This window comes from Actinomadura sp. 1N219 (genome assembly GCF_044326405.1).
Lineage (GTDB): Bacteria > Actinomycetota > Actinomycetes > Streptosporangiales > Streptosporangiaceae > Spirillospora.
The window spans coordinates 102236-114436 of record NZ_JBIRAY010000008.1 but is presented as its reverse complement, the minus strand read 5'-3'; the positions used below and the strand labels follow the sequence as shown (position 1 = coordinate 114436).

Annotated in this window: 12 protein-coding genes; 8 read left to right on the top strand and 4 right to left on the bottom strand. The window is 74.2% G+C overall.

The window, feature by feature from the left end; all coding sequences use genetic code 11:
- Positions 1 to 60: 60 nt before the first annotated feature.
- The 4 genes from ACH35V_RS24135 (at position 61) to ACH35V_RS24120 (ending at position 3664) form a co-directional block, all read left to right on the top strand.
- The gene (locus ACH35V_RS24135; protein WP_395975234.1) at positions 61 to 981 is read left to right on the top strand and encodes an ACP S-malonyltransferase; all 921 of its coding nucleotides are present in this window, start codon (positions 61 to 63) and stop codon (positions 979 to 981) included.
- Positions 978 to 1946 carry a beta-ketoacyl-ACP synthase III gene (locus tag ACH35V_RS24130; RefSeq protein ID WP_395975233.1) on the top strand — a complete coding sequence of 323 codons (969 nt, stop codon included), beginning with the start codon at positions 978 to 980 and terminating at the stop codon, positions 1944 to 1946. The genes ACH35V_RS24135 and ACH35V_RS24130 overlap by 4 nt, the downstream gene beginning before the upstream one ends.
- A 56-nt stretch (positions 1947 to 2002) precedes the next feature.
- Complete coding sequence (locus ACH35V_RS24125; protein WP_131967320.1) at positions 2003 to 2269, top strand: acyl carrier protein; 267 nt, start codon at positions 2003 to 2005, stop codon at positions 2267 to 2269.
- An 87-nt stretch (positions 2270 to 2356) separates the two neighbouring features.
- Positions 2357 to 3664, top strand: coding sequence for a beta-ketoacyl-[acyl-carrier-protein] synthase family protein (locus ACH35V_RS24120; protein WP_395975232.1), 1308 nt, complete (start codon positions 2357 to 2359; stop codon positions 3662 to 3664).
- 64 nt (positions 3665 to 3728) lie between these two features.
- Here the strand turns inward: ACH35V_RS24120 and ACH35V_RS24115 are convergent, their stop codons facing one another.
- Entirely contained in the window at positions 3729 to 4223 is a 495-nt protein-coding gene (locus ACH35V_RS24115) for a DUF3145 domain-containing protein (RefSeq protein WP_131967322.1), read from the bottom strand.
- A gap of 324 nt (positions 4224 to 4547) precedes the next feature.
- Between ACH35V_RS24115 and ACH35V_RS24110 the strand changes: the two genes are divergently transcribed.
- From ACH35V_RS24110 to ACH35V_RS24095, 4 genes are read left to right on the top strand one after another with little or no spacing between them, the layout of a single operon-like run.
- On the top strand, positions 4548 to 5789 hold the full coding sequence (locus tag ACH35V_RS24110; RefSeq protein WP_395975231.1) for a S8 family peptidase: 1242 nt from the start codon (positions 4548 to 4550) through the stop codon (positions 5787 to 5789).
- 33 nt (positions 5790 to 5822) lie between these two features.
- Positions 5823 to 6350 (top strand): RNA polymerase sigma factor, encoded by a 528-nt coding sequence (locus ACH35V_RS24105; RefSeq protein WP_395975230.1) that lies wholly within the window; start codon positions 5823 to 5825, stop codon positions 6348 to 6350.
- Positions 6347 to 6799 (top strand): hypothetical protein, encoded by a 453-nt coding sequence (locus ACH35V_RS24100; protein WP_395975229.1) that lies wholly within the window; start codon positions 6347 to 6349, stop codon positions 6797 to 6799. The genes ACH35V_RS24105 and ACH35V_RS24100 overlap by 4 nt, the downstream gene beginning before the upstream one ends.
- Positions 6796 to 9360 carry a CHAT domain-containing protein gene (locus tag ACH35V_RS24095; RefSeq protein ID WP_395975228.1) on the top strand — a complete coding sequence of 855 codons (2565 nt, stop codon included), beginning with the start codon at positions 6796 to 6798 and terminating at the stop codon, positions 9358 to 9360. Before ACH35V_RS24100 ends, ACH35V_RS24095 begins: the two co-directional genes overlap by 4 nt.
- Before the next feature lie 57 nt (positions 9361 to 9417).
- On the opposite strand, the gene ACH35V_RS24090 is transcribed toward ACH35V_RS24095, so the two are convergent.
- The 3 genes from ACH35V_RS24090 to ACH35V_RS24080 form a co-directional block, all read right to left on the bottom strand.
- A complete protein-coding gene (locus ACH35V_RS24090) occupies positions 9418 to 10248 on the bottom strand; it encodes a sulfurtransferase (protein WP_395975227.1) in 831 nt (276 codons plus the stop codon).
- Between the two features lie 105 nt (positions 10249 to 10353).
- Positions 10354 to 11541, bottom strand: coding sequence for an alkaline phosphatase family protein (locus tag ACH35V_RS24085; protein ID WP_395975226.1), 1188 nt, complete (start codon positions 11539 to 11541; stop codon positions 10354 to 10356).
- Positions 11538 to 12119, bottom strand: coding sequence for a DUF5998 family protein (locus ACH35V_RS24080; RefSeq protein WP_207934416.1), 582 nt, complete (start codon positions 12117 to 12119; stop codon positions 11538 to 11540). The genes ACH35V_RS24085 and ACH35V_RS24080 overlap by 4 nt, the downstream gene beginning before the upstream one ends.
- Positions 12120 to 12201 lie beyond the last annotated feature (82 nt).

Below are 12201 nucleotides of genomic sequence, written 5' to 3'. Positions count from 1 at the left end.
CGACCAAAGTTCGTGCTGATCCGCATCGTAAGCGGGGGGCGTTGCCGTCAGGCTGGTCTGGTGATTCTCCTCGCATCGCCCGGCCAGGGCGCCCAGACCCCCGGCTTCCTGCAGCCTTGGCTAGAGATCCCCGGAGTCGCCGACCGCCTGGCCTGGTGGTCCGCCGTGACCGGGCTCGACCTGGTCCGCTACGGGACGAGCGCGGACGCCGAGGAGATCCGCGACACCGCGGTGGCGCAGCCGCTGCTGGTCGCCGCCGCGCTCGCCGCCTACGAGGCCCTGTACGACGCCGAGGACGGCCCGCCCGCCGTGGTCGCCGGGCACAGCGTCGGCGAGCTGGCCGCGGGCGTGATCGCCGGGGTCCTGTCCCCCGAGGCGGCGCTGGTCCTCGTCCGGGAGCGGGGCCGGGCGATGGCCGAGGCCGCCGCCGTCACCGAGACCGGGATGACCGCCGTGCTCGGCGGCGACCCCGACGAGGTCCTCGCCTCCATCGACAAGCACGGGCTCACCGCAGCGAACGTCAACGGCGCGGGCCAGGTCGTCGCCGCCGGGACGGTCCGGGCCCTCGCCGGGTTCGCCGACGACCCGCCCGCGAAGGCGCGGCTCCGTTCGCTGTCGGTCGCCGGGGCGTTCCACACCGAGCACATGGCGCCCGCCGTCGACGTGCTGCGCCGCATCGCGCCCGGCGTGCGCACCGCCGACCCGTCCACGCGGCTGCTGCAGAACCGCGACGGCGCCGTCGTCAAGGCCGGACGCGAGTTCGTCGAGCGGCTCGTCGAGCAGGTCAGCGCCCCGGTCCGCTGGGACGCGTGCATGGCGACCATGCGCGACCTCGGCGTCACCGCGATCATCGAGCTGCCGCCCGCCGGGACGCTGACCGGCCTCGCCCGCCGCGAGCTGCCGGACGTCGAGCGGGTCGCCCTCAAGACCCCCGCGGACCTCGACAAGGCCCGCGAGCTGATCAAGGCGGACGCGTCATGACCGGCGGGCTCCGCATCCCCGAGGCGGCGGCCGGCGCCCGCATCCTGGCGTTCGGCGACTATCGCCCGGCCCGGATCGTCACCAACGAAGAACTCGCGGAGACCGTCGACACCAGCGACGAGTGGATCCGCAGCCGCGTCGGCATCGCCGAGCGCCGCATCGCCGGGGACGACGAGGGCATCGTCGAGCTCGGCGCGCACGCGGGCGGGAAGGCGCTCGCGGGCAGCGGGCTCGCCCCGTCCGACATCGACCTGGTGATCCTCGCCACCTGCTCGGCGGAGTCGCCGATGCCGGGCTACGCCCCGCAGGTCGCGCACCGGCTCGGCATCGACGCGCCCGGCGCGTTCGACATCAACGCCGCCTGCGCCGGATTCTGCTATGCGCTCGCGACGGCGAGCGCCGCCGTCCGGGCCGGCAACGCCCGCAACGTGCTGGTCGTCGGCTCGGAGAAGATGTCCCAGTGGCTCGACTGGACCGACCGCTCCACCTGCATCATCTTCGCCGACGGCGCCGGGGCGGCGGTCGTCGCGGCCAGCGACTCGCCCGGCATCGGCCCGGTCGTGTGGGGCAGCGCCGGCGACAAGTACGACAAGATCATCATCCCGACCCGGCACTCCTTCATCACACAGGAGGGGCAGGCGGTGTTCCGGTGGGCGACCACCGCCATCGCGCCGGTCGCGGTCGAGGCGTGCGAGCGCGCCGGGATCCGCCCGGAGGACCTCGCCGCCATCGTCCCGCACCAGGCCAACCTGCGGATCATCGAGGCGATCGCCCGCAAGGTGAAGGCCAAGGACGCCGTCGTCGCCGACGACATCGTCCAGTCCGGCAACACCTCGGGGGCCTCCATCCCGCTGGCCCTCTCCCGCATGATCGAACGCGGCGACGTGCCGTCCGGCGCCCCGGCCCTCCTGGTCGGGTTCGGCGCCGGGCTGTCCTACGCCGCCCAAGTCATCCAGATCCCGTAGGCCGTCACGCCTGCTCGCAGGCTCTGGACCAACCCACCGAAGGAGAAACGCAGATCATGGCAGAAGTCGCCACCGAACAGCAGATCCTGGACGGCCTCGCGGAGATCATCGACGACATCGTCGGCATCGACAAGTCCGAGGTGACCCCGGAGAAGAACTTCATCGACGACCTCGACATCGACTCGCTGTCGATGGTGGAGATCGCCGTGGCCGCGCAGGACCAGTTCGGCGTCGAGATCCCCGACGACGAGCTGCGCAACCTGAAGACGGTGAAGGACGTCGTCAACTTCGTCCAGAGCAACGAAGCCCCGGCCAAGAGCTGACGCGGGCGGGCGTGCCGCCGTTCCGGTGACCCGGGACGGCGGCGTGCCCGCACCCACCCCCTTTTCAGTCCGCAAGGAGCACCTGCCATGAGCAAGAGCCAGACCAGAGTCGTCGTGACGGGTCTCGGTGCAACGACCCCACTCGGCGGGGACCTGCCGTCGACCTGGTCCGCCCTGCTCGCCGGAGAGTCCGGGGTCCGCCCCCTGACCTTCGAGGGCGTCGAGGACCTGCCGGTCCGGTTCGCGGCGACGCTGAAGGCCGACCCGGCCGACACGCTGCCGCGGCAGTCGCTGCGCCGCCTCGACCGCAACCAGGCGATCGCGCTGATCGCCGCGCGGGAGGCGTGGGCGGACGCCGGGTTCGCCCAGTCGCGCGGCGGCAAGCCGCAGAAGGGCATGGACAAGGCCGGTGTGGACGGCGGCTTCGACGTGGACCTCGACCGGCTCGGCGTCGTGGTGTCCAGCGGCATCGGCGGCCTGCACACCGCCCTCAACAGTTACGACGTCTACCGGGAGAAGGGCTGGGCGCGGGTCTCGCCGTTCACCGTCCCGATGCTGATGCCGAACGGCGCGTCCGGGCACGTCGGCATCGAGTTCGGCGCGACCGCGGGCTCGCATGCCCTGGTCAGCGCGTGCGCGTCCAGCGGCGAGGCCATCGGCTACGCCATCGACATGATCCGCGCGGGCCGCGCCGACGTGATCATCTGCGGCGGCACCGAGGCGTGCATCCATCCGCTGCAGATGGCGTCGTTCGGCTCCATGCGCGCCCTGTCGACCCGCAACGACGAGCCGGAGCGCGCGTCGCGCCCCTACGACAAGAACCGCGACGGGTTCGTCCTCGGCGAGGGCGCGGCGGTGATGATCCTGGAGACGGAGGAGCACGCCCGCGCCCGCGGCGCGCGGATCTACGGGATCGCGTCCGGCGCCGGTTACTCCAACGACGCGTACGACATCGTGCTGCCCGAGCCGACCGGCTCCGGGCAGGCCAAGGCGATGCAGCGGGCCCTCGCGGACGCCGGCCTGGAGGCCGACGACATCATCCACATCAACGCGCACGCCACCTCGACGCCGGCCGGCGACGTCGCCGAGCTCGCCTCGATCAAGGCGGGCCTCGGCGAGGAGGTCGCGTCCAAGGTCGTCGTCACCGCGACCAAGTCGATGACCGGGCACCTGCTCGGCGGCGCCGGCGCGCTGGAGTCGATCTTCACGATCCTGGCGCTGCGGGAGGGCCTCGTCCCGTTCGTCGCCAACCTGGAGGACCTCGACGACGAGGCCGACCTGGACATCGCGCGCGACGAGCCCCGCAAGCTCCCCGACGGCCCCGCCGCGGCGCTGAGCAACTCGTTCGGCTTCGGCGGCCACAACGTGTCGGTCGCGTTCGAACGCGTCCTCTGACGGCTCTCGAACGGCCCGGCGGGTTTCCACCCGCCGGGCCGATTCCGCGTTCTGTCCCGGGACGTCACACGGCCGCATGCAGCCAGCGGACGGGAGCGCCGTCCCCGGCCCGCCGGAAGGGCTCCAGCTCGTTGTCCCACGGGGTGCCGAGGAGGCGGTCCAGCTCGTTCTCCAGGGCGACCTTGCCGTGCGCGGCGTTCGCCATGACGGAGCGCAGCCGGTCCTCGGGGACCATGATGTCGCCGCTGGCCCCGATCACGCCCGTGAACACCCCAAGGGACGGGGTGAAGCTGAACCGGACGCCGTCGGTGCCCGGCGTGGGATCCTCGGTGGCCTCGAAGCGCACCAGCTTCCACGTCCGCAGCGCGGAGGTGATGCCGGCGGCGGTGCCCGGCCTCCCCTCCCAATGCAGCTCGGCGCGCAGCGTCCCCGGTGCGGCCGCCTGATCTGTCCACTCAAGGGAAACGGGCACACCGAGAACACCTGCGGCGGCCCACTCGATGTGCGGGCTCAGCGCAGGCGGCGCGGAGTGGACGTAGAAAACGCCACGTGCGGTCACCGGACCTCCTGGATCTGTACCGAGGCTCGTCTTCCCCTACGGCCTCGTACGTCCCAAGTCGGCGTCCGCGTCCCTCATTGTGCATCATCGGCACGTGTCGCACCACCGTGAGTTCACGGATTATCGAACGCTTGACCACAGGATGCACATCGTTCACGGGCGCTGACCGACCAGGGTAGGGCCTGCGACGCCGCCGCGCGGCGAAAGTTCAAGACGATCGCGGCCGCCTCCGGCCGCGTTCCGCTGTCCGTTATCGGTCACGAACCGTCGCCTCGCGGGCACGATGAGTGGCAGGGGCCGGGGCCGATGCGAGAGCGAGGACGAATGTTCGATCAACAGGCGCGGCTGGAACGGGTGCTGGCGCGGCACCGCGACGCGGTCGTGGTGGAGCCGGCGCCGGGGCGTCCGGCGCTGATCCGCCGGGACGAGATCCTGGTCGCCGGGCAGGACGCCGGCGCGGCCGAGGGCCTCGTGCGGCGCTGGTACGACTCGCGGCACGACGAGCGCGGCGTCACGCGGCTCAGGCTGCGCGCCGCGGCGAAGGTGGACGTGTGCGAGCTCGCGTCCGGGCTCGGCGCCAGCGCGCAGGCCGCGGAGGGGCGGCGCCGCCGGCTGAGCGTGTCGCCGAACCATCTCGTCCACGGGCAGCCGATGTGGTGGAGCGGGCCCGCGGACCTGCCCCGTCCGGCCGCGCCCCTGCCCGCGCCCGAGGCCGCCGCGACCCGAAGGGACGTGACGGTGGCGATCCTCGACACCGGCCTGTCGCCGCATCCCTGGTACGCGGACGCGGAGTGGTACCGGGAGCAGCGCGCCGAGGTCGAGGAGGTCCTCGACGCCGACCTGGACTACGAGCTGGACGCGCAGGCCGGGCACGGCACGTTCATCGCGGGCGTGGTGCTGCGGCACGCGCCGTCCGCGCGGCTCCTGGCGCGCAGCGTGATCGGCGGCGACGGCGTCGGCGACGAGCTGGACGTGATCCGGGCGCTGGAATGGCTCGCGGAGCGCGGCGGCGCCGATGTGGTCAACATCTCGCTCGGCTGCCACACCTACGACGACCGTCCGTCCCCGGTGCTGGCGCGGGCGATCGCGGCGCTCGGCCGCCGGACGGTCGTGGTGGCGTGCGCGGGGAACACGGCGACCGACCGTCCGTTCTGGCCGGCGGCGATGAAGCCCGTCGTCGGCGTCGCGGCGCTGGACGGCGGCGTCCGGGCCGCGTTCTCCAACCACGGCTGGTGGGTGGACGCGTGCGCGCAGGGCGTGGACGTGGCCAGCACGTTCGTCCGGTTCGACGGGACGCGCCCGCCCGCCGGCGGCATCGACCCCGACCTGTTCGACGGCTACGCGACATGGAGCGGGACGTCGTTCGCGGCGCCCGCGGTGGCCGGGCGGATCGCCGGGCTCGCGGCGGCGCAGGGCATCGACACGGTCACGGCGGCGGACCGCGTGCTCGATCCGGCGGCGCACCGCGTCCTCCCGGACCTCGGCGTCGTGGTCGGTTCCGGAGAGCGGCCCGGCCGCGAAGCGGCGACCGTCCACGCGGAGTCACCTGTCGATGCCATAGGGTGAGCGCTTAGCGGGGGGCCTCGGGAGGAGACTTCGGTGGCCCATTGGGACGAAGGTACGGACGAGTTGGTGGTCCGGGCGCGCGGCGGCGACGGCGACGCATGGGCTCGGCTGGTGGATCGGCACAGCGGGCTGCTGTGGTCGATCGCCCGCTCGCACGGGTTGGACGACGCAGATTCCGGCGACGTGGTGCAGACCACGTGGCTGCGGCTGGTGGAGCGCATCGACGGGTTGCGCGATCCGGGCGCGACGGCGTGCTGGCTGGCGACGACCGCGCGGAACGAGAGCCTGCGGCTGGTCCGCCGGCGCGCCCGCGACCTGCCGCTCGTGCCCGCGCCGCGCGCGCCGGAGCCGGAGCCCGAGCGGGTGGTGCTCGACCGCGAGCGGGTCGGGCGGGTCGGCGCGGCGCTCGACGCGCTGCCGCGGCGCTGCCGGACGCTGCTGCGGCTGTTCGCGCTCGCGCCGAGCCAGGCCGAACTCGCCGCGGCGCTCGGCATCCCGGTCGGCAGCGTCGGCCCGACCCGGGCGCGCTGCCTCGATGCGCTGCGGAGGCTCGTGCCGTGAACGACGACGAACTGCTGGCGGGCGTCCGCGACGCGTTCGACGCGCTGGACCCGGTGCCGGACGACGTTCTGGCGGCGGCGCGCGCGTCGATCGCGTGGCGGGCGCCGGGCGCGACGCTGGCGGAGCTCTCGCGCGACCGGGGCGGCCGCACGGCCGCGGCCGGGCTCCGCGGCACGACGGGGCGGGTGCTGACGTTCACCTGCCCCGGCGGCGAGGTGGAGATCGAGGTGGCGGAGCACGGGCCGGACCGGGAGCTCACCGGGCGGATCGTGCCGTCCGCGGCCGCGCTCGTCCAGGTCCGGCACCCGGACCTGCCGCCCGGCGGGATCACGGCCCGCGCGGAGCCCGCCGGTCTGTTCTGCGTGCCCCGCGTGCCGGCGGGCCTGGTGAGCCTGGTCTTCCGCCTGGACGACGGCACGTCGATCGTCACGAGCTGGATCCGCTTGTGATCGGGCCGTTCCGGGGGGCGTGGGGGGTCGTCCCCCCACATGAGACCGGCGGTGGCGAGGGCTCGCTCCTCCGGCTGGCCGCCGCCGACCCGGCCACCGCGTACGCGCGGGCGCTCGCGCTCCTGGACGGAGGCGGCGGAGTGCTCGCGCTGCGCGTGGCCGGGCTCGCCGCCAAGGAACTAGGACGGCTAGACGAAGGGCTCGCTTTCCTTCACCGAGCCTTGGACCTGGCCGACGACGTCTATACGGCGGCGCAGGTGCGGATGAATCTCGTCGGGCTGCTTACGGCGCGCGGTGACGTCGCTGGGGCGCTGGCCCACGCGAAGGAGGCGGAGACCGTCCTGGACGGTCCGGACGCAGACCGACTGGCCGCGAACAAGGCATGCGCCCTGGCGAGATCCGGACGGCTGGACGAAGCACACGATGTGGCCGCGCAAGCCTTGCCCCGGTTAAGGCGCGGGCACGATCCGGCCGCTCTCAATGGCCTGCTCACCAATCTGGGACTGGCGCGGGCGTTGCGCGGCGATTTCGCCGGGGCCGAGTCGGCGCTCGCGGAGGCGATCGCTGTGGGCGAGGAGGCTGGGCTGCGTCACCAGACTGCGATGTCCAAGGGCAATCTCGGCTTCGCGATGGCGCGGCGTGGGGACGTCCCGCGCGCGCTTCGTCTCTACGCCGAGGCCGAGCCGCATCTGACAGGTGAACGCCTGGCGCAATGCCGGTTCGACCAAGCGGAAACGCTCATCTTGGCGGGTCTGCCTGACGAGGCCCGTCCCGTCCTGCTCGCGGCCTTAGAAGAGACCACGGCGAATGGCTATGGGTGTGACGTCGCGGACGGGTTCCTGCTTCTCGCCCATGCCGAACTGGCCGCCGGGCACCCGGAGCAGTGCACGGAGGCTGCCGAACGGGCACGGGCCACGTTCGCTGAGCAGGAACGCACTGGATGGATGCTCCTAGCCGAGCACGTCCTGCTGCGCGCGCGGTGGGCGTCCGGTGAACGGTCGGCCGTCCTGCTGCGTTCGGCCGTGGCCACGGCCGAACGGCTGGAGAGCGGCGGCTGGGTCGACGCGGCCGACGAGGCCCGTATCGTCGCCGCGCGCGTGGCGCTGTCCCTGGGTAGACCGGCGGGACACCTGCTTTCGTCGGTCGGACGGGCAAGCGGCCCTGCGTCCGCGCAGATCGCCGCCTGGCACGCCGTCGCCCTCGAACGTTCCGCACGGGCCGACCGCAAGGGCGCCGTGGCCGCGGTCAGGCTCGGGCTCCAGGTGTCCGAAGACCACGCTGAAGTGCTCGATGCGCTGGATTTGCGGGCCCGAGCGTCCGGACTCGCCACCGAACTGGCCGAGTTCGGTCTCGGCCTGGCCTGCTCGCCACGGGAGCTGCTGGCCGTCGAGGAACGGAGGAGGGCGATCGCGCGTCCGGCCCGCGTCCGTCCGCCGGAGGACCCGGAGCGGGCGGCGGCGCTGGCGGCGTTGCGCGCCCTCAGCGTCGAGCGCACGGCCGACACGGCGCGGGGCGGCGCCGTCCCGCCGGTGCTCTCGCGGGAGATGGCGGACCTGGAGGCGAAGGTGCGGGCGCGGACGCGGCGCCGCCCGGCCGGCGCTTCCCCGCCCCGCTCCGCGGGCCTCGCCGAGATCGCCGCCGCGCTCGGCGACCGCGCCCTGGTCGAGATGATCGCGATCGGGCCGGACCTGCACGCCGTCACCCTCGCCGACGGCCTGCTCCGGCGGCACCGCCTGGGCGCGCGCGACGCGGCCGCCCGCGAGACGCGCCTGCTCCGCTACGCCGTGCGCCGCCTCGCCGGGCACGACGGCGACGGACAGGCGCTCACCGCCCTAGCCGACGCGGCCGAGCGCCTCGACGGCCACCTGCTCGATCCGCTGCGCGCCGACCTCGACGGCCGCGAACTCGTCATCGCCCCGACCGGCGCGCTGCACGGCCTGCCCTGGGCGGTGCTGCCGTCCCTGGCCGGGCGGCCGTTCACGGTCGTGCCGTCCGCCAGTGCCTGGCTGCACGCCCGCGACCACTCCGGCCCTGCCGACGGGCACACCGTCCTCGTCGCGGGGCCTGGTCTGCGCCACGCCGGACGCGAGATCGACGCCCTGCGACGCCTCCACCCGGACGCCGTCGTCCTGGACGGCGGGGACGCACGCGCGGAAACCGTCCGTGACGCCCTGGACGGCGCTTCCCTCGCCCACATCGCCGCCCACGGCGAGTTCCGGCAGGGCAACGCCCTGTTCTCGCGCCTGCGCCTCGCCGACGGGCCGCTGATGGTCCACGACCTGGACGAGCTGGCCGTCCCGCCGCGCGTGATCGTCCTGTCCGCGTGCGACATCGGCCGCGCCGACGAGGGCGACGCCGTCCTCGGCATGGCGGGCGTCCTGCTCGCCCTCGGCGCCGCGACGGTGATCGCCAGCGTCGCGCCCGTCCGGGACGCGGCCACGCCGGAGTTCATGTCCGCGTTCCACACCCGCCTCGCCGCCGGTCAGAGCCCGTCGCGGGCCCTGGCCGCCGTCGCCCGACCGTTGGGGGTGGCGGGCCTGCTCTGCATGGGCGCCGGCTGACGCCGCCGGCCCGCGGGTTCAGCGGCCTGGCCTGCGGGGTGGTCGCGCCTGCGGGTTTCAGTGGTCGCCGGTGGCGATCGGGTTGGACGGGTCCGTCACCCAGTTCGACCAGGAGCCCACATACAGCGCGGCGGGGATCCCGGCGAGGCTGAGGGCGAGGATCTCGTGCGCGGCCGTCACGCCGGACCCGCAGTACGCGCCGACGTCGAGCGCGTCGGTCGCGCCGAGCTGGGCGAAACGTTCGCGCAGCAGTTCGGGCGGCAGGAACCGGCCGTCCACGCCGACGTTCCCGGACGTGGGCGCGTTGCGGGCGCCCGGGATGTGCCCGGCGACGGGATCGACGGGCTCCTGCTCGCCCCGGTACCGCTCGGCGGCGCGGGCGTCGAGGAGGACGCCCGCCGTGGCCAGCTCGGCGGCCCCCTCCGCGTCCAGCACGGGCAGCCGGCCCGGGTTGGCGATGAAGTCGCCCGGCTTGACCTCGGGGTCGTCGGTGCTCACCGGACGGTCCGCCTCCGTCCACGCCCGGTACCCGCCGTCCAGGACGCGGACCCGGTCGTGGCCGAAGTACCGCAGCGACCACCACACGCGGGCGGCCGAGGTGGAGTCGGCGTCGTCGTAGACCACGACGAGACCGCCCTGCGACACCCCGGCGCGGCGCATGGCCGACTCGAAGGCGACGGGCTCGGGAAGGGGATGGCGGCCGCCGGGACCCGGCGGCCCGGCCACGTCCTGGTCGAGGTCGACGAACACGGCGCCGGGCAGGTGCCCCTTGCGGTAGGACTCGATCCCCGGGGGGCCCGCCAGATGCCATCGGACGTCCAGCAGGACCACGGGCGTCTGCCGCCGGAGCAGCCGGTCCAGCGCGGGCACTTCGATGAGAGGGTGCACACCGCCAGTTTGACCGCCGACGCCCCGATTAGGGAGGGGCGATTCCTTGTTCATCTCACCTACCCGCGGGTTCGGCGCCTGGATGCCTTCAGCTCCAGGACGTGGTCAATGCCGGGATGTGGTCAGGAGCGGGACGAGCTGCTCCGCCGGGACGAGGGAGCCGTGCATGCCGACCATCCGGTTCAGCCACGGCTCCCGCTCCGACGCGACGATCGCGAGATCGGCGTGCGGGACGGCGATCACGTCCCCGACGCGTTCCAGCATCCCCGGGCCGAGCGGCCCGAACCAGCCGTCCGCGACGGCCTCGTCGCGCGGGACGACCCACGCCCGGTCGCCGAGCAGGGCCGTCCAGGCGGCGAGGACGTCGGCGTGCGCGCCGGGCTCGGTGTAGACGTACCGGGCGCGGGCGTCGCCGCCGAGGAGCGCGACGCCGTCCCGCAGCTCGGGGACGGTGTCGGCGTCCACCCGCTCGGTCGGGTCGACCATGCCGTGGTCGGCGGTCACGTACAGGGCCGCGCCGGGCGGCAGGATCTCCGCGATCCGCTGGACGAGCATGTCCATGAACCGGAGCTGGTGCCGCCAGTCGGCGGAGGCCGTCCCGTAGCGGTGGCCGGTCGAGTCCAGGTCGGCGTGGTACACGGTGACGAACGAGCGGTCGCCCTGGCGCAGGGCCAGTTCGGTGCGTCCGACGAGCTGCCCGAACCCGTCGGCGGCGTGGTAGCGGGCGCCGCGGGTGGTGGCGCGGCTGAGCGGGGTGCCCCGGTAGTAGCGGAGCGCGACGTAGCCGACCTCGACGCCGTCCGCCGCCGCCCGCTCGTACACGGTCGGGACGGGCTGGAACTCCTCCGGGACGACGGAGTCGTCCTGCCAGCGCAGGCAGTTCAGCAGCCGTCCCGTGCCCGGGATCGCCACCTGCACGCCGAGCAGCCCGTGCGCGCCGGGCGGGGCACCGGTGCCCAGCGACCCGAGGCTGCTCACCGTCGTCGCCGGGAACCCGGACGTGATCGCGCCGCCGTCCATCGCGTTCAGGTACGGGGCCTCGTCCGGGTGGGCCTTGAGCTGCTGCCAGCCGAGCCCGTCGATCAGCAGGACGCAGACGCGCGGCGCCGGCGGCAGCCCCAGGACGTTCACCGCGTCCGCGACGCCCAGCGACGCCAGCACCGAAGGCGGAAGATCGGCAAGCGCGCCCGCCCCGTACCGCGGAACAGGCGGCTCCGGGACGAGTGAGCCCGCGGCGGGCGGCTCCGGGACAGGCCGGCCTGGGACGGGCGGCTCGGTGCCGGGCGCGGTCACCGTGCGGTCGCGGCGGACAGTTCCTCGGCGAACGCCAGCACATGACCGACGGCGTCCGCGCCGTCCGCGGCCTCGCTGACCCGCAGGGACAGGTCGTCGGACGTGACGCTGCCCGTATACCCGTGATCGGCCTCGCAGTTCTCGTCCCCGCAGGTCGCGGGCTCAAGGTCGATGTGGGCGATCGCGCCCCAGCCGATGGTCAGCACGACCTCCGTCGGCGGCACCCCCGGCACGTAGGACGCCGGGTCCGGGACGACCCGGGTCACCGCGACCGACTGGACGCGCTCCAGCTTGACGGCCTCGGTCGTGGTGGACGCGTGCGGCTGCGCCATGCCCTCGCCTGGCGGGTGCTCGTCGGTGTGGCACACCAGCAGCCGGCTGGCCGACAGGACCAGCACCGTCACGTGCCGCCGCACCTCCATCGCGGGGTCGAACGTCGCCTCGTGGTGGACCACGTAGGCGACGACGGGCTCGTCCCCGATGGCCGACTCGACCGCGTCCGCGACCAGGTCCGGGTAGTAACCGCTGCGCTCGATCGCCGTGCGCAGACCGCCGGCGGTCGCTCGGGTTTCCCTCATGGCCCCATCCTGCCCTGTCCGGGGGCGGACGTGCACATGACGGCCCGTCCGCCGGCCCCCGCCCACCGCCATCCAACGGACG

Excerpts from the sequence above, each read along its gene's own strand:
- ACH35V_RS24110 (WP_395975231.1), top strand. The coding sequence starts at position 4,548 with ATGTTCGATCAACAGGCGCGGCTGGAACGGGTGCTGGCGCGGCACCGC.
- ACH35V_RS24080 (WP_207934416.1), bottom strand. The coding sequence starts at position 12,119 with ATGAGGGAAACCCGAGCGACCGCCGGCGGTCTGCGCACGGCGATCGAG.
- ACH35V_RS24130 (WP_395975233.1), top strand. The coding sequence starts at position 978 with ATGACCGGCGGGCTCCGCATCCCCGAGGCGGCGGCCGGCGCCCGCATC.
- ACH35V_RS24125 (WP_131967320.1), top strand. The coding sequence starts at position 2,003 with ATGGCAGAAGTCGCCACCGAACAGCAGATCCTGGACGGCCTCGCGGAG.
- ACH35V_RS24120 (WP_395975232.1), top strand. The coding sequence starts at position 2,357 with ATGAGCAAGAGCCAGACCAGAGTCGTCGTGACGGGTCTCGGTGCAACG.